The following is a 16553-nucleotide window of genomic DNA, read 5'->3' as shown; positions in this document are numbered from 1 at the left end:
GAAAATTGGTATTCATACGTCTGGTTATCAGACTATAATTTACGCTAAATACAGGATAAAAACAAGCAAATGCTCCTGTATATTCAATAAAAAAGCTGGCCCGGTTATGAGACAGCTTCTTTTTATTGAGCTGGTTGAAAGCTTTTAGCCAATTGAAAAAAGTTAAAATGAGTTTATTTTAAGGTAAGCCAAACAAAAAGTATATAAATTATTAAAAGCACCACACCATCCCTCCACCCCAAACGCAGACCTTTTGGGATAAAAACCAACGGCAATACCACAAACGAAATGCCCAACATCCAATAAATATCGTTTGTTAGCAATTGCCCGTCGTTGACATGAATTGGTTGAATTATTGCCGTAACGCCCAATACCGCCAAAATATTAAATACATTGGAGCCTATTAAATTCCCCAAGGAAATAGCCTTTTCTTTTTTTAACACCGCAATAATTGAGGCCGCCAACTCGGGAATGCTCGTTCCTACCGACACAACGGTTACTGCAATTACCCTTTTGCTCACCCCGTAAAATTCGGCCATGCCCACTGCACCGCTAATTAATAATTCTGATCCGCCCCATAAAGCGATGCCACCAACGACCATGAAAATCAATATTTTGTATCCCGGCAACACCTCATCCTCGGTTGGGGTATCTTCTACCACTGCTTTAGCTTGAGTGCGCAGTAAATAAACAAGAAATACCACTAAAAAGCACACCAACACAATTCCCTCATAACGTTGCAAAACAGCATCGGTTATTACAAAACCAAACAGCAAACAAGAGGCAATCATCATGACCGGCCAATCGGTTTTATAAAAGCTCCGTTCTACATCAATGGGCATTAAAATAATGGTTATGGCCAGCACCAGACCAAGGTTTGCAACATTTGAACCAACTACGTTCCCCATGGCAAGATCTGGAAAGCCGTTTAAGGCAGCTTTTATGCTCACTATCAACTCGGGGGCCGAAGTCGCCAAAGAAACAACCGTCATCCCAATTACTATTTTTGGAATATGAAGCATTAAAGACATGCCTACGGCCGACTTCAACAACCAGTTTCCGCCTAAAATCAAAAGCGCCAAACCAAGGACAATAAAAAGTAGGTTCATTTATTTTTTTTGAAGGTGAAGATACACAAATTGACATAGATAAAGGAACATGGCCATAGACAAACTACAAAAATAGTTTATTAACTAAAAATACAGTTGTGTAACTAAAAAAATAGTTGTAAGTTTACCCCCACAATCAGTTTCGATACCATTTTATCATGCAAAAATTAACCAATAAAGAAGAAGAAATAATGAAGGTTTTATGGAAGCTCAACAAGGCTTTTGTAAAAGATGTACAGGCAGAAATAAAAGAAGACAAGCCACACTACAATACGCTGTCTACCATTATAAGGAACCTGGAAGAAAAAGGCTATGTTGCCCATAACGCCTATGGAAACACGCATCAATACTACCCGATAGTAAAAAAAGAAGATTACAGAAAACGTTTTGTTACAAATGCCATTGAGGATTATTTTAACAATTCTTACAAAAACCTGGTTTCTTTTTTTGCCGATGAAAAGAAAATAAGTGTGGAGGAGCTTAAAGAAATAATCAACCAAATAGAAAACAACAAATAATGGAAGCCTTTGCCATTTATTTACTAAAAGCCTCGGGATTGTTGGCCGTTTTTTGGCTAATGTATGTGTGCCTGCTGAATAAAACTACATTCTACAAACAGAATAGGTTTTATCTGCTTGGCGGCTTGTTAATTTCTGCATTGCTGCCGTTGGTTGTATATAAAAAAATTGTTTTGGTTGAAGCCATTAACACGTTGGGAAAAAATATTGACCATGTCGCTACCTACACTACTCAAGGGCACGATTACACACAGCAGTTTCTAGTTATATTGGCTATGCTTTATTTAATGGGTGCACTTTTTTTCTTTGGCAGGTTTTGCATACAGTTATACTCCCTGTACCATTTCATGAAAAAGGAAACGCATACCAAAGAAGAAGGTTTTATGCATGTTTCCACAAGCAAGGATATTAGTCCGTTTTCGTTTTTCAAGTTTATTGTTTACAATCCAAAAAAATATACCGAAGAGGAGCTGACAACTATTTTAAGGCATGAAAAGATACATGCATGGCAATTGCATACCATAGACATTCTCTTTGCGCACCTGTATACCGTAGTTTTTTGGTTTAGCCCATTTAGCTGGCTGTATAAAAAAGCCATAGGTGAAAATCTTGAATATTTAACAGATAAAGAAACAACAACAAGCCAGTCTCAAACTAAAAATTACCAATATTTATTACTGAAACAAATTAGCGGAATACCCTATTCTGTCATCAATCCATTTTATTATTCATCAACCAGCCTAACCGCTTTTGGATATACCTTTACTTTTGGTAAACGCAGCGGGCAGGTAAAAAAACGAATCGTTATGTTACAAAAACAAAAAACAAACAAAACAAATTTACTGCGCTACACATTGATAATACCTTTTTTAGCAGGTTTTATGATGCTCTTTAGCTTTAAAACAGAAACCAAGTTGGCCTTGAATACCGAAGTGTCCCAAAACAGTAATTTACCTGAATATGTAATTACAAAAGACTTTTCTGCGGAAGATTTAAAGCAACTCCAGGCAAAAGTTAAAGAAGACGGGGGAAGCTTGACCTATTCCAACATTAAAAGAACGAATACAGGCGAGATTTCCAACATACAGGTAACCTACGAGACCAAAAAAGGGGGAAAAGCCACCGGGACATCGTCTAACAAAGGAAAGGGAATTGAAAATCTCTATTTTGGCATTGGGGAAGGCGGTGGCGTTTATATAATTGTTGGTTCTGCGTACACAAAAAACCAAAGAGGGGTGATTATAGCTGCTACAGACCAACATACTATGGACAAAAAACCACTTATTGTCCTGAACGGGAAAATCATGCCTAAGGATTTTGACACAAAAAGCATCCAGCCCGATGCAATTGAAAGCATTAATGTTTTAAAAGATAAAAATGCCAGTGATAAGTATGACGTGCAAGGAAAGAATGGCGTGATAGAAATTACTTTAAAGAACAAGACCCAATACAATCCGTACAAGGTTACAGGAGCTTCTGAAGCCGGTACCCGTATTAATTTTAAAGGAGAAAAACCCCTTATTTTGGTCGATGGGAAAACCATGCCCGCCGATTTCGACCTGAACAGCATAAGTCCGGACACCATAAAGCAGGTGTCTGTGCTAAAAGATGAAAATGCCATAAAACAATACGGAGAGAAAGGAAAGGATGGGGTAATTTTAATAACCACCAAAAAGGAATAAGCGGGCTTATCAATAATTTTTGTAAGGCCAAGTGCGGTTTCATGCTGTGCTTGGCTTTTTTTTTCAGGTAGGGATTGCAGCGGTTAGCTTTTGGTAAACTTTTATATATGGTTTACCAAAACTAGTAGCGGAAAGCCCGGTTGTGCAGTTTACGGAACAAACCTGCATAATATCAAGAACCAATTAAAGTGTAGCCAAAAACCGTTAGTTATATTTAGTTTTTTTACCTTTATGGGAAAACAAAGGCATGAAAAAAAAGTTTTTTAAGTTACTGGCAAAGCTAAACAGGGCTATATTGCCTTCTTATTCCAAAAAGGGGCTGGATCTGGCCAAGGCCAATAAATTGCAAATGGCCATTATTGGATGGCGCGTTTTTGTTACCAAAAATGCTTTGGGCTAGTATTTAATTATGGTTTGGACATTGTGCCCGCTTAACTTTTTTCTTCCCTCCAGAAAGCTTAGCTCCATTAAAAAATTGCACTGGACCACTTCCCCACCTAGTTTTTCGACCAATTTACAAACGGCCAACGCGGTGCCCCCGGTAGCCAGCACGTCGTCGTGAACAATAACCTTATCTCCTTTTTGTATGGCATCTTTATGGATTTCAAGCGTGTCGTTGCCATATTCCAGGGCATAGGTTTCTGAGACCGTTGCATAAGGCAATTTATTGGGCTTTCTTACGGGCACGAACCCGCAGTTGAGCTTTTGGGCCAGCAAGGTGCCAAAGAAAAAACCCCTGCTTTCTATGCCCACTACCAAGTCTACATTTTTCTTTTCGGTTAGATGGTACAGTTGGGCAACGGCCTGATTTACTGCCTTGGGATCTTTAAGCAACGGGGTAATGTCTTTAAAAACAATGCCCGGCTTGGGAAAATTATTTACATTCCGGATGTAACTGCTTAGGTCCATAATTAATGGTTTTTATACAATATAGAGGTTACAAAGCTAAGAAATGTTGCTTTTCCTCTAAACAATGACATACTTCTTTTGTCTACCCGTTTTTATTATTATTTTTGCTGTTATTCATAATTTACTAATAAACAGGCGTTTTAATTTGAGAATATCCATACGTATCTCAATAGGTTTTATATTACTATGCTGTAACTTTTTGTTTGCTCAAAAAGAATCGGCTAATTGGTATTTTGGAGAAAAGGCAGGTTTAAGCTTTAACACCGAGCCTCCAACTGTAATGACCAATGGCCAGCTTGTTACCAATGAAGGGTGTGCAACCATATCTGACAAAAACGGGAATTTACTATTTTATACAGATGGGGTAAGCGTATGGAACCGAAGGCACCAAAAAATGCCAAACGGTACCGGGCTGTTGGGGCATAGCTCCAGTACGGAATCTGCCATAATAATACCTAAACCGGGAGCTTCCAATTCTTACTACGTTTTTACAATAGACAAGCCCAGTTATTATTTAACAGAAGACGAACCGATAGATGGTATAAATTATTCTGAAATCGATATGACCCTTGACGGAGGTTATGGAGACATTGTTGCAGGCGAAAAAAGCATTCATTTGGTAACTTATGATGCTTCCAGCCCGATACAAAAAGAATATAAATCTTCTGAAAAAATAACTGCCGTTTCCCATAGCAACGGAACTTCCATATGGGTGATTACTTTTTTTATGAATAAATTTTATGCCTTTGAAGTAGATGGGAACGGGGTTAATACCTCTCCAGTTATTTCAACGGTCAACGAGGCTGTTGGCCCACTTATAGATAAAAACAAGATAAACATAAGCGCCATTGGCTATTTAAAGGTTTCGCCCAACGGAAAAAAAATAGCCATCGCGCATAGCTCTACCAGGTTGGGGAACGAAAGGAGCAGCGCTAAAAAATCAGGGAAATTATTGATTTACGATTTTAACAACTCGACCGGAAAGGTTACCAATGAAAAGCTTATACTCAACAACGAATATCCGTACGGACTTGAGTTTTCCCCAAATTCCAAATTGCTATATGCCACTTCCGGGATATACAACAAAAATGACGGCCTGGACAAAAGTTACATCTATCAATATGACTTGGGCAGTTCGAACATTTCGGGGACCAAAAAAATCATTAATGAATCTGATAATGTTCCAGGTGCATTGCAATTGGCCATTAACGGAAAAATATACAGGGCAGGATATAAAGTATCTGCTGATGGAACACATTTATCCGTCATAAACAAACCCAATGAAATAGGAAATGCCAGTATCTATTCCCATAACTCAGTATTTTTAGAGGGAAAATTTGCAACGCTTGGTTTGCCTCCTTTTATTCAGTCCATATTTAAATACACCTTTGATTTTAAAAATCTGTGCTATGGAGATACTACCGAGTTTGAAATTACTACGGAAGACCCATACGACACAGCAGAATGGGATTTTGGAGATGGCTCCACTTCTAATGATGCTTCCCCAACACACCAATATGCAATGCCCGGCAATTATACCGTTACTTTATATCTTTCTACTGCCGGAAGAAATTACGACCCTTTAATTAAGCAGATAACCATTTCTGAGCCGCCACAAGTTATAAATGGCACCTATGAATTATCTCAATGCGATTCGTTTGACAACAATCCAAATGACGGGCAAACCACTTACAACCTCAGTAACGCCAATGCCGATATAACACTGAACACGACCGATTTTATAAATGTTAACTATTATCACTCGATTACCGAAGCAGAAAACGACAGCCTAAACTTAGATTATATAAACCCCATATACAGAAATACCCAACCAAACGAACTATTATATGCAAAAGTATTTGGCATTGTTCCTGAATGTTACAATATCGTACCTATAGAATTGACCACATCTACTTCATCAAACTTAAGTACTTATACACAACAGGCCTGCGATCTGGACGATACTGGTACGGCCATATTCGATCTATCCGAAGTTAGGGCAAACATCATCAGCAATTTAAATTTACCCGGTATTACCGAGGTTTCATTTTATAAAAATCAACAAGACGCCTCTATTGGAACCAATGGAATTGCAGATTTCTATGAATCATCAACTGCTTCATTATATTATAGGGTAGAACACAACAATGAATGTTACGGCGGGGGAATTGTAGAAATATCCACCAAAGCCTTTCCCGTTATACAAGATCAAGAGATAGACATATGTGCCTCTGAATTCCCCATAGAAATCAGCTCGGGATTAAACACCCCTCTTTCCACATTGTATAATTACCAATGGAATACAAACCAAGAGACAAATACAATTACCGTATACCAACCTGGTCTTTATGAGCTAAGGGTTACGGACCCCACATTAGATTGCGAAAAGACAATTCAGGTAAAAGTCAATCAAATAGAGCCTCCCTATATTAACAATATTAAAATAGACGACAGAAATATCGAAGTTATACTTTCCGCCCCTATTGATGGATATGAATTTTCAGTTGATAACCAGTTTGATACTTTTCAAGCAAGCAACCAATTTGAAGGTTTAGAACCTGGAAATCACACACTATTTGTAAGAGACATAAACAATTGCACAACCATTTCTCAGGAATTTTCTATAATTGGTTTTCCACACTTCTTCACCCCAAACAACGACGGGGCCAATGACACATGGAACATATACGGCCTTGATGATACTAATTTTCTTCAAACTATTCATATCTATATATATGACCGGTACGGAAAATTAATCAACTCCTTCAACCCCTTAAATTCTAATGGTTGGAACGGAAAATACCATGGGCAACTTATGCCACCTGACGATTATTGGTACTACCTAAAACTTCCAAATGCTAAAGAATACAAAGGACATTTCTCTCTAAAAATATAGTTTACAAATACTTACAAACATTCAACGATGGTTTAGAATGAAAAAATCATTCGAGAATTAAACTTATTTTATTAACTTTAAAATTATATTCAATATTTAATAGTATTATACTTTAGTATTTAATGGATATAGATATAAACTTTAATTTAAAAACTTAGAATGATGAAAAAACTATTTGCAGAATTTATTGGTACCATGTGGTTGGTGCTTGGTGGATGCGGTAGCGCTGTGCTTGCTGCCGGTTACCCAGAATTGGGTATTGGCTTTGCAGGGGTTGCGCTTGCTTTTGGTTTAACCGTTTTAACCATGGTCTATGCCATTGGGCATATTTCGGGGTGCCATTTAAACCCGGCCGTTTCTGTAGGGCTATGGATTGGTGGCCGTTTTAGCGGCAAAGAACTGTTTCCTTATATTGTTGCTCAAGTATTGGGCGGGATAACCGGGGCAGCAATACTATACCTTATTGCCACCGGAAAAGACGGCGCCTCCATTGGTAATTTTGCGGCAAACGGTTATGGCGAATATTCTCCGGACGGTTATAACATGACAGCCGCTTTGATTACCGAAATTGTAATGACGTTTATGTTTCTTATAATTATACTCGGGGCCACACATAAAAATACACCCAAAGGATTTGCCGGTATAGCCATAGGCCTTGGGCTAACATTAATACATTTAATAAGCATCCCGGTTACCAATACATCGGTTAACCCTGCGCGCAGTACAAGCCAGGCATTGTTTGTTGGCGATTGGGCAATGGGGCAATTATGGCTTTTTTGGGTAGCACCAATAATTGGGGCGGCCATTGCAGGTGTTGTATATAAGGCACTTGCCCCTGCACAGGAAGATTGAATTTAAAAAACATGTTAGAAAAACCTCTTGCACAATAAGAGGTTTTTTTATGCCACTTTTAAAGATTTTTATTATTTTTACTAATATACATACCCTCCCCCTCTCTTATTTAATCAGATATAAATCCATAAGTAATGAAAAATTATTTTCTATCATTGTGCTGTTTGTCAGTATTTTATATGTTCGGACAAAACAGCAAAGTTATCGATAGTGCTGCAATCCACATTCTTGATAAAATGGGGGAATCCATCGGGAAAATCCATTCCTGCAACTTCCAGATTTCCCGGGCACTGGACAACGATGGCATGTTTGGCATGGAAAAACACTTTTATTTTGACGACATTACCATGGTAGGGCCAGATAAAATGCTGGTTAAAACCAGAAGCGCCGACCGTAACAGAAATTATTACTACAACGGGAGCAAGTTTATATACTATTCTCTAGACGAGAACAACTATTGCGTGGTCGATGCCCCAAACACCATTATTAAAATGATCGACAGCCTCCATAAAAAATTTAGCATACGGTTTCCTGCCGCCGATGTTTTTTATCCCAGTTTAACCGATGACCTCTTGGAAGAATTCCCAACCATTGTCTATAACGGAACAGAAACCATAGACGATGTAGAATGCCAGGAAATTCTTGCTTCAAACAATAAAATGAACTTCCAGTTATGGATTACCAACGACGAAAAAGCATTGCCTAAAAAAATAGTCATCATCCATAAGGACGGCGACCGCCAACAATACGAAGCCACATTTAAAAACTGGAAGATAAATACAGATGTAGAAGACACCATTTTTAACTTTTACCCCCCGGAAGGTTCAAAAAACATTAGCATCATGGCCACGTCTAAATAACAAACTTTAAAAGATAGAAAGATGAATCCAACTATAAAAAAACATACCATGCATTACGGCAGCCTGTTACTTTTTGTTCTTTTACTTACGGTCCCCATATCGGTTGAAGCACAAAGGTTTGGGCACGGGTCCAGCATGAGCCGCCCAAATGTATCGCGCCCCTCTACCGGGAGGCAGCCCATAAACGGGGGATTTCAACGGGAGACAAACAGAAGCTTTCCAAGTTCTCATACCGAATACCGCAGGCCAAGTACAAACAACAACATAGGCAACCGAAATACAAATATTGGCAACGATAGGAATATAAACTCGCGCTCCAACAACACCAACGTTAGGACCAATAGAAACATTGACAATTCCACGGTAATAAACAACAGGGGCGGGCACAACAATGTAAACATAAACGTAAACAACCGCAATACCATTGTTCGCCCTGCAATTCGCCCTTATCCCCGCCCCCCGTATTTCTATGGCGGATTTAGCTATTATTCATTCCACCCATATTTCTACCATCCTTTTACCCCATTTTACTGGGGCCCGGTATGGCACCCATGGGGATTCTTTGTGGCCTCGTTGGCCACCACTGCCATTATTGTTAGCATAGAAAACAGCTACCAGCAATATTATTACGATCAAGGAAATTATTACATGAAAGAAAAAGACGGCTATACGGTTGTCCAGGCACCAGTTGGCGCCACCATTAAAGTACTTCCCGATGGCTATCAGGTTGTTGATGCCGGCGGGGACACTACCGTAAACAATTATTATTACGGAGGAACCTATTACGAAAAAGACAGCAACGGCTACACCGTGGTCCCACCAACGGCAGGCACCCTTGTTGAACACTTACCCGAAGGTGGCGAAGAAGTACGCATTGGCGATCAAACCTACGTTAAATACGGAGAAACCTATTATCAACCGGTTCAGGTAAACGGCAAAAACCAGTACGAAGTAGTTGATGTAAAAGAAGGTCAAAACTAAAACCCTTGCCTAAAATATTTCCTTCATTCATAAACTACCGCATAGCTTTTATGGCATGTGGTAGTTTTTATTTTTTATAAATTTGCGCATGCCGTAATTTAACACCAATTTTTTTATGAACTGGTTTCTTTTAATCATCGCAGGGCTGTTTGAAGTCGGGTTTGCCACCTGCCTGGGAAAAGCCAAAGAAGCAACGGGAAATACCGCTACCTATTGGTATATTGGTTTTGTTGTTTGTTTAACCATAAGCATGCTATTGCTTATCAAGGTAACACAATCGCTGCCCATTGGCACTGCTTATGCCGTATGGACGGGCATTGGGGCCATTGGCACCGTTGTTGCCGGCATAGCCCTGTTTAACGAGCCCGTGGATTTTTGGCGCGTGTTTTTTATTTCAACTTTAATAATTTCTGTTGTAGGCCTTAAATTTGTTTCGCATTAACTGCTCTTTTTAGTATCTTCGGAATTAAAATCACAACCTATGAAAATCAACCGAATTATCCTTCTTCTCGTTACCATTGCCCTAATTTCGTTTACAGCATGCAATACCGTTTCTTCTAAAAAAGGAACAATTACCCACACCGTATTCTTTAAACTGAAGCATCCGCAAGGAAGCGAAGCCGAAAAAGTTTTTTTGGAAAAAGCAGTAGCCTTAAAATCCATTTCAACGGTAATGAACATGACCTGCGTAAAAGAAATAGGCAAAAAGAACGATTTCGACTGGGGCTTGACCATGCAATTTAAAAACCAAACCGATTACGACACTTATTCCAACCATCCAGACCACGTGGCATTTGTAGAAAATGTATGGAAAAAAGAAGTAGCCGACTTTATGGAAATAGATTATATAGATGCACCATAAATTAAAGGCAACCAACCACGGCTGTTAATATACCCATCCGTACCCGTTTTTTACTGCTCAGGACACGTACTTAACCTGCCCGAAGCTATTTTTTACCCATCCCGACACGTTAACAAACCATCTGGCGGGGTTATTTACTTGTCCAGATACGTTAGTGGACGTATCCCGAGCTATTTTTTACCTATCCGGAAGGGTTCTAGATATGTTGGTGGACGTATCTCGTGAGGTTCCGGACGTGTCCAGATAGCTATCAAGACTAATTGGGATTTACCACTATTTATTATCTTTAGTTTTTCGGTGGAAAACCCTCGTGGATTTCCCGCAACAAACCATTTCAAACCCATCGGGATCCATACGAAAAACTAACTACACAAAAGATATTTTTCGTAAATTCGTTTAATAAAAGAGTTATAAAATGGATACTCTAACAACAAAATTGGAATTATTAAAAGCTATTTTGGAAAGTGAAAATTCCGAATTTATCAGACACAACGATTGGGTTTTAAAAACAACCAGAAATTGGACAAATTGAAACTAGCTTAAAGCATAGAAAGCATCAATTTAGATATTATTTAGTCTTTAAAAATTATAAAATAGTTTATTGGATAAATTACGATTTCAACAGAATTGAAAGTGCAAATGTGTTCGACACTAGACAAAACCCTGAAAAAATAAACAACATGAAATAAAAAAGCGTATTGCCGTTGTTTAACTAATTAAACCACAGGCTTTCCATAAAGGTCGAAGTCTCCGGCTTCTTCAATAAAGATTTCGGCAAATTCGCCGGTTTTTAAGTAATATTGAGAGGCATCTACCAATACTTCATTATCAACATCGGGAGAATCGAACTCGGTGCGCCCAACAAAATAATTGCCTTCTTTCCGGTCTATTACGCAACGGAACGTCTTCCCTACCTTTTCCTGGTTTAGCTCCCATGAAATCTGCGACTGTATGTCCATAATTTCTGAGGCACGCTGTTGTTTAACTTCTTCTGGTACATTATCTTCTAAATTATAGGCATGCGTGTTTTCTTCATGGCTATAGGTAAAACAGCCCAAACGTTCAAAACGCATTTCCTTGACCCAGTTTTTTAAAATCTGGAAGTCTTCTTCCGTTTCTCCGGGATAACCAACTATCAATGTGGTACGAATGGCCATTTCGGGCACCGCTTTTCTAAAATCACGTAATAAACGTGTGGTTTTTTCGTATGTGGTACCACGACGCATCGATTTTAAAATAGCATCAGAAATATGCTGAAGCGGGATATCTATATAATTACAAATTTTAGGCTCTTGCTTCATTACTTCCAATACGTCCATCGGGAAACCGGTCGGGAATGCATAGTGCAAACGTATCCATTCTATTCCTTCTACTTTAACTAGTTCTTTCAATAGATCGGCCAAAGCACGTTTTTTATAGAGATCGAGTCCGTAATAGGTTAAATCTTGCGCAATAAGCACCAATTCTTTCACCCCGTTATCCGCCAGGTTTTGAGCTTCTTTTACCAAGGCTTCAACGGGCGTGCTTTTATGTTTACCGCGCATTAACGGAATGGCACAAAAACTACACGGACGGTCGCAACCTTCGGCAATTTTTAAATACGCATAGTTTTTAGGGGTTGTTGTAAGCCGTTCGCCTATTAATTCATGTTTATAATCGGCTCCCAAAGCCTTTAATAAACTTGGTAATTCGGTTGTGCCAAAGTATTGGTCCACATCGGGAATCTCTTTTTGCAAATCAGGCTTATAGCGTTCGCTCAAACATCCGGTTACAAAAACTTTATCAACTTCTCCTTGTTCTTTCTTCTGTAGGAATTCAAGAATGGTATTTACACTTTCTTCTTTGGCGTTATTAATAAAGCCGCAGGTATTAATTACCACTACATTTCCATCATCTTCATGTGCCACTTCTTTTCCACTTGCCTTGAGTTGCCCCATTAACACCTCGCTGTCGTATACATTTTTGGAACATCCTAATGTAACTACATTGATTTTATTTTTTTTAAGTGACTTCGTTCTCATACCCGACTATAATTATAAATGATAAATATTGAATTTTATCTATCTCATTTTTAAGCGCTAGAAAGCAGTTTGCAAAATTACAACTTGAAAGTGTATTATACGAAGATTATACCAACAAAATAATTATGAAGCAAAAAGCCCATGCAAATAAGGAATCAGTTTTGGTTCGTAATAGCGGAGCGCCGAAAGCAATACTATGCATATGCCGGCAAAATACCAATTGTATGTTTCTTTTTTGATTACCCGAAACCCAAACCATGCTACAATGCCCAAAAAAACAGCTATAAGCAAATTGGGCCAAAACCACATTCCTTTAACAATGGCGTATATTTTTACGGCTGCATAAAACAAACAGTAGTACGCTATTATTTTGGTAACGGTAATTAAAAACGGGGCTGGTTTCATTATTTAAAAAAGGAATCAACAAATTCGTATTTATTAAAGACTTGCAAGTCCTCAATACCTTCGCCAACGCCTATATATTTTACGGGTATTTGAAACTCATCGGAAATACCGATAACAACACCGCCCTTTGCCGTTCCGTCCAGTTTTGTTACTGCCAAAGAAGTTACTTCGGTGGCTTTTGTAAATTGTTTGGCCTGTTCAAAAGCGTTTTGTCCTGTAGAACCGTCCAGTACCAAAAGTACCTCATGCGGTGCATTATCCACCACTTTTTGCATAACACGCTTAACCTTGGTAAGCTCGTTCATCAGGTTTATTTTATTATGAAGTCTTCCGGCAGTATCGATAATAACAACATCGGCATCTTGAGAAACAGCCGATTTCAAGGCATCGAACGCAACTGATGCAGGATCGCTCCCCATTTGCTGTTTTACTATGGGCACTTCTACACGGTCTGCCCAAACTTGAAGCTGGTCTATTGCCGCAGCCCTAAAAGTATCGGCGGCCCCCAAAACCACTTTTTTCCCTTGTTTTTTAAATTGATAGGCAAGTTTACCGATGGTTGTGGTCTTGCCAACGCCATTTACGCCAACAACCATTAACACATACGGTTTTTTTCCTTCGGGAATAACAAAATCTTTTTCTTCGCCAGAATTAGTCTCAGAAAGTAAGCCTGCAATTTCTTCGCGTAGAATTAAATTGAGCTCGTCGGTCCCTAAATATTTGTCCTTGGCCACACGTTCTTCAATACGCTCAATTACCTTTAGGGTAGTATTCACGCCAACATCGCTCGTTACCAATACTTCTTCAAGGTTGTCAAGCACCTCATCATCTACCTTAGACTTTCCTGCTACGGCTTTCCCCAGTTTGGAGAAAAAACTGTCTTTGGACTTTTCCAGCCCTTTATCTAAAGTTTCTTTTTTTTCTGATGAAAATATTTTTTTAAAAAAACTCATATTTCAATGGGTAATTAATGCCCTTTACGGCATAAAAGTTTATTTAATGAAAAACGCCTGTCAATTTTAATTCTTTCAATCCTTAAACCCCGCACAACAGATGGCACCTATTATGCAAAAAATGGTTTTGCAATTTATGTCAAAGATATAAAAACAAAAAGCTACTTTCTATAGGAAAGTAGCCTTAATATATATTGTAAAGTTGTGAACTTCTTAATTTTCTTTTAACCAGTCGTTAACTGTTTCCGGAGTCATTACAGCTTCTACAAAAGTGTAAGCACCTGTTTTAGGAGACTTGACCATTTTTATAGCTTTGGTCAATCTCTTTGAACTTGTTTGTAAAGTTGCTACTGTCTTCTTTGCCATGGCTTCTTAATTATTTAATTTCTTTATGAACAGTCATTTTCTTAAGGATAGGGTTGAATTTCTTGATTTCAAGTCTATCCGGAGTGTTCTTTTTATTTTTTGTGGTGATGTAACGGGAAGTTCCTGGCTTGCCAGACTCTTTGTGCTCGGTACATTCTAAAATAACCTGTATTCTATTACCTTTTTTTGCCATTTTTATATTGTTTTAACGGATAATTAATTACTTAATAAATCCTTTTTCTTTTGCCTCTTTTAAAACCGCAGAAATACCTTTTTTGTTAATTGTTTTTAACGCAGCGGTAGAAATTTTAAGAGTAACCCAACGGTCTTCTTCTGGTATGAAGAAACGTTTTTTGATTAGGTTAGCATCAAATTTACGTTTGGTTTTGTTCATTGCATGAGAAACGTTGTTTCCCACCATTGCCTTCTTTCCTGTAAGTTCACAAACTCTTGACATTATTCTATACTTTAGTGTTATTTTAAAACAGGGTGCAAATTAACGAATTTTTCACTTGACAGACAAGCAAATGGATTATTTTTTTAAAATTTCTTTCCAGAGCAATTCAAAAGCTTTGTTAACCGCTTTATTAATCACTTTTTCACGGTGATTTCCAAAATTAAACTCCTGTACCTTTACGTCAAAGGGTGTGGCCAAGGCTATAAAGACCGTCCCGATGGCTGCATCAGAATCTCCTTTTGCTGGGCCTGCATTTCCAGTGGTCGCTATTGCATAACTGGTATTGAAAAGCTTTTGGGCATTTAAAGCCATTGCCGTTGCCACTTCGGCACTTACTACCGAATGTTTGTCTATAAGCAATTTATCGATGTTTAAAACCTCTATTTTGGCACTGGTAGCATAACTTACTACGCTGCCCGTAAAATAAGCCGATGAACCGGATACCGAAGTAAAGGTTTCGGCTATTTTGCCCCCCGTGCAGCTTTCGGCCGTGGAAACTGTTTGCCCTCTTTCGCTTAGCAGTTTTCCGGTGAGTATTTCCAGAGCACTGTCTTCTTCAAGGCCGTAATAAATATCTTCAATAAGTGGTTTTAAACTTTGTATCTGTGCTTCAATTTCATCTTCAAGTATATTCATGTCTTCCCCTTTTCCTGAAAGACGGAGCCTAACTTTTCCCAAATTAGGCAAATAAGCCAACCGTATATGCCTTGGAAGGGCTTTTTCCCAATCTTCAATACGTTCTGCCAGCGAGCTTTCTCCTAATCCATAGGTAATCATTGTTTTATGAAGAATGTACGGCCGTTTATATTTTGCCTGTATGCGCGGCATTACCTCGTTTGTAATGAGTCCCTCCATCTCCAACGGGACACCAGGCAAGGAAATTATGGTTTTATTGCCTTTTTCTATCCACATACCGGGCGCTGTGCCGTATTGATTATTTAAAACCGTAGCCTTGGAAAGTACCATGGCCTGAGAACGGTTAAGGTTGGAAATGGGGGCGTTTATGTATTTTTTAAACAAGGCCTCGATGTGCGCCAAAACGGCCGGGTCTTCCACCAGCTTGTCATTAAAATAGTCGCATAATGTATGCTTGGTAACATCGTCTTTGGTGGGCCCCAATCCGCCTGTAATTATAATAATATCTGCTCGTCCTTCCGCTTCCTTAATCGACTGAAGGATATGTTCCCTGTCGTCTTGTACTGAAGTAATTTGATATACCGAAACTCCAATATTATTCAATTGTTTCGCTATAAAGGCTGAATTTGTATCTACTATTTGGCCAATAAGTATCTCATCTCCAATAGTAATTATCTCTGCAAACATTTATTATTTTAAATAGTTTCTATATGCATCAAAGGCTGCTTGTAGTTCTGTTTCGGCCTCTAAATAGGTTTTTTCTATGGCGTCAATGTTTTTATCGCCCCTTGCATGACCTTCTATGGCCAGCATATGTTCCCTTACCTGGTCTATCCCAAGCAGGTCTGCATTGGGCTTTATTTTATGAGCAAATTGATAGATATGGTCAAACTCTTTATTGGCTATCGCTTTCTTTAGGTTTTCTATATCATCGGGTGTTTCGCTTATAAAGGTCTGAATTACGGAGGTGTTAAATTCTTTGTCCCCGCCAGAGAGTTCGTTTAGTTTATTTAGGCTATATTTCATCTTGATATGTTTTTTTAGGT

Annotated in this window: 19 protein-coding genes; 9 read left to right on the top strand and 10 right to left on the bottom strand. The window is 38.7% G+C overall.

Translation table 11 applies throughout. From position 1 onward, the window contains the following. Positions 1–173 precede the first annotated feature (173 nt). Positions 174–1109, bottom strand: a complete 936-nt coding sequence (locus tag PSF86_RS16185; protein WP_277901134.1) for a calcium/sodium antiporter — start codon at positions 1107–1109, stop codon at positions 174–176. A 158-nt stretch (positions 1110–1267) separates the two neighbouring features. On the opposite strand from PSF86_RS16185, the gene PSF86_RS16180 reads away from it, so the two are divergent. From PSF86_RS16180 to PSF86_RS16170, 3 genes are all read left to right on the top strand, one after another. Beyond that, positions 1268–1627, top strand: coding sequence for a BlaI/MecI/CopY family transcriptional regulator (locus PSF86_RS16180; RefSeq protein WP_277901133.1), 360 nt, complete (start codon positions 1268–1270; stop codon positions 1625–1627). Beyond that, a complete protein-coding gene (locus tag PSF86_RS16175; RefSeq protein ID WP_277901132.1) occupies positions 1627–3309 on the top strand; it encodes a M56 family metallopeptidase in 1683 nt (560 codons plus the stop codon). Before PSF86_RS16180 ends, PSF86_RS16175 begins: the two co-directional genes overlap by 1 nt. 247 nt (positions 3310–3556) lie before the next feature. Beyond that, on the top strand, positions 3557–3709 hold the full coding sequence (locus PSF86_RS16170; RefSeq protein WP_277901131.1) for an SsrA-binding protein: 153 nt from the start codon (positions 3557–3559) through the stop codon (positions 3707–3709). Here the strand turns inward: PSF86_RS16170 and PSF86_RS16165 are convergent. Beyond that, a complete protein-coding gene (locus PSF86_RS16165; protein WP_277901130.1) occupies positions 3706–4218 on the bottom strand; it encodes an adenine phosphoribosyltransferase in 513 nt (170 codons plus the stop codon). The genes PSF86_RS16170 and PSF86_RS16165 overlap by 4 nt on opposite strands. 145 nt (positions 4219–4363) lie before the next feature. Here PSF86_RS16165 and PSF86_RS16160 point away from each other — a divergent pair, with 145 nt between their 5' ends. The 6 genes from PSF86_RS16160 to PSF86_RS16135 all read left to right on the top strand — a co-directional run bounded on the left by PSF86_RS16160 (position 4364) and on the right by PSF86_RS16135 (position 10669). Continuing rightward, the gene (locus PSF86_RS16160; RefSeq protein WP_277901129.1) at positions 4364–7114 is read left to right on the top strand and encodes a T9SS type B sorting domain-containing protein; all 2751 of its coding nucleotides are present in this window, start codon (positions 4364–4366) and stop codon (positions 7112–7114) included. Between the two features lie 162 nt (positions 7115–7276). Beyond that, on the top strand, positions 7277–7966 hold the full coding sequence (gene aqpZ, locus PSF86_RS16155) for an aquaporin Z (protein WP_277901138.1): 690 nt from the start codon (positions 7277–7279) through the stop codon (positions 7964–7966). 134 nt (positions 7967–8100) lie between these two features. Next, a complete protein-coding gene (locus PSF86_RS16150) occupies positions 8101–8826 on the top strand; it encodes a DUF2092 domain-containing protein (RefSeq protein ID WP_277901128.1) in 726 nt (241 codons plus the stop codon). A gap of 21 nt (positions 8827–8847) precedes the next feature. Then, positions 8848–9807 (top strand): DUF6515 family protein, encoded by a 960-nt coding sequence (locus PSF86_RS16145; protein ID WP_277901127.1) that lies wholly within the window; start codon positions 8848–8850, stop codon positions 9805–9807. A gap of 115 nt (positions 9808–9922) precedes the next feature. After that, positions 9923–10249: a DMT family transporter gene (locus PSF86_RS16140; protein WP_277901126.1), complete on the top strand. Its 327-nt coding sequence runs from the start codon at positions 9923–9925 to the stop codon at positions 10247–10249. A 39-nt stretch (positions 10250–10288) separates the two neighbouring features. Next, the gene (locus PSF86_RS16135; RefSeq protein WP_277901125.1) at positions 10289–10669 is read left to right on the top strand and encodes a Dabb family protein; all 381 of its coding nucleotides are present in this window, start codon (positions 10289–10291) and stop codon (positions 10667–10669) included. A 716-nt stretch (positions 10670–11385) separates the two neighbouring features. Here the strand turns inward: PSF86_RS16135 and rimO are convergent. The 8 genes from rimO to PSF86_RS16095 all read right to left on the bottom strand — a co-directional run bounded on the left by rimO (position 11386) and on the right by PSF86_RS16095 (position 16533). Next, positions 11386–12690: a 30S ribosomal protein S12 methylthiotransferase RimO gene (gene rimO / locus PSF86_RS16130; protein ID WP_277901124.1), complete on the bottom strand. Its 1305-nt coding sequence runs from the start codon at positions 12688–12690 to the stop codon at positions 11386–11388. 123 nt (positions 12691–12813) lie between these two features. Continuing rightward, positions 12814–13095, bottom strand: a complete 282-nt coding sequence (locus tag PSF86_RS16125) for a hypothetical protein (protein ID WP_277901123.1) — start codon at positions 13093–13095, stop codon at positions 12814–12816. Then, positions 13095–14048, bottom strand: coding sequence for a signal recognition particle-docking protein FtsY (ftsY, locus tag PSF86_RS16120; protein ID WP_277901122.1), 954 nt, complete (start codon positions 14046–14048; stop codon positions 13095–13097). Before ftsY ends, PSF86_RS16125 begins: the two co-directional genes overlap by 1 nt. 213 nt (positions 14049–14261) lie before the next feature. Next, the gene (locus tag PSF86_RS16115) at positions 14262–14414 is read right to left on the bottom strand and encodes a DUF4295 domain-containing protein (RefSeq protein WP_277901121.1); all 153 of its coding nucleotides are present in this window, start codon (positions 14412–14414) and stop codon (positions 14262–14264) included. 10 nt (positions 14415–14424) lie between these two features. Continuing rightward, positions 14425–14607 (bottom strand): 50S ribosomal protein L33, encoded by a 183-nt coding sequence (gene rpmG / locus PSF86_RS16110; protein ID WP_277901120.1) that lies wholly within the window; start codon positions 14605–14607, stop codon positions 14425–14427. A 27-nt stretch (positions 14608–14634) separates the two neighbouring features. Next, complete coding sequence (gene rpmB, locus PSF86_RS16105) at positions 14635–14871, bottom strand: 50S ribosomal protein L28 (RefSeq protein ID WP_277901119.1); 237 nt, start codon at positions 14869–14871, stop codon at positions 14635–14637. Between the two features lie 75 nt (positions 14872–14946). Beyond that, on the bottom strand, positions 14947–16194 hold the full coding sequence (locus PSF86_RS16100) for a competence/damage-inducible protein A (protein WP_277901118.1): 1248 nt from the start codon (positions 16192–16194) through the stop codon (positions 14947–14949). A gap of 3 nt (positions 16195–16197) precedes the next feature. Then, positions 16198–16533 carry an Hpt domain-containing protein gene (locus tag PSF86_RS16095; RefSeq protein WP_277901117.1) on the bottom strand — a complete coding sequence of 112 codons (336 nt, stop codon included), beginning with the start codon at positions 16531–16533 and terminating at the stop codon, positions 16198–16200. Between the last annotated feature and the right edge of the window lie 20 nt (positions 16534–16553).

The sequence above is a fragment of the Galbibacter pacificus genome (genome assembly GCF_029603165.1).
In the GTDB taxonomy this organism is placed as follows: Bacteria; Bacteroidota; Bacteroidia; order Flavobacteriales; family Flavobacteriaceae; genus Galbibacter; species Galbibacter pacificus.
This window is presented reverse-complemented; position numbering and strand designations above follow the sequence as displayed.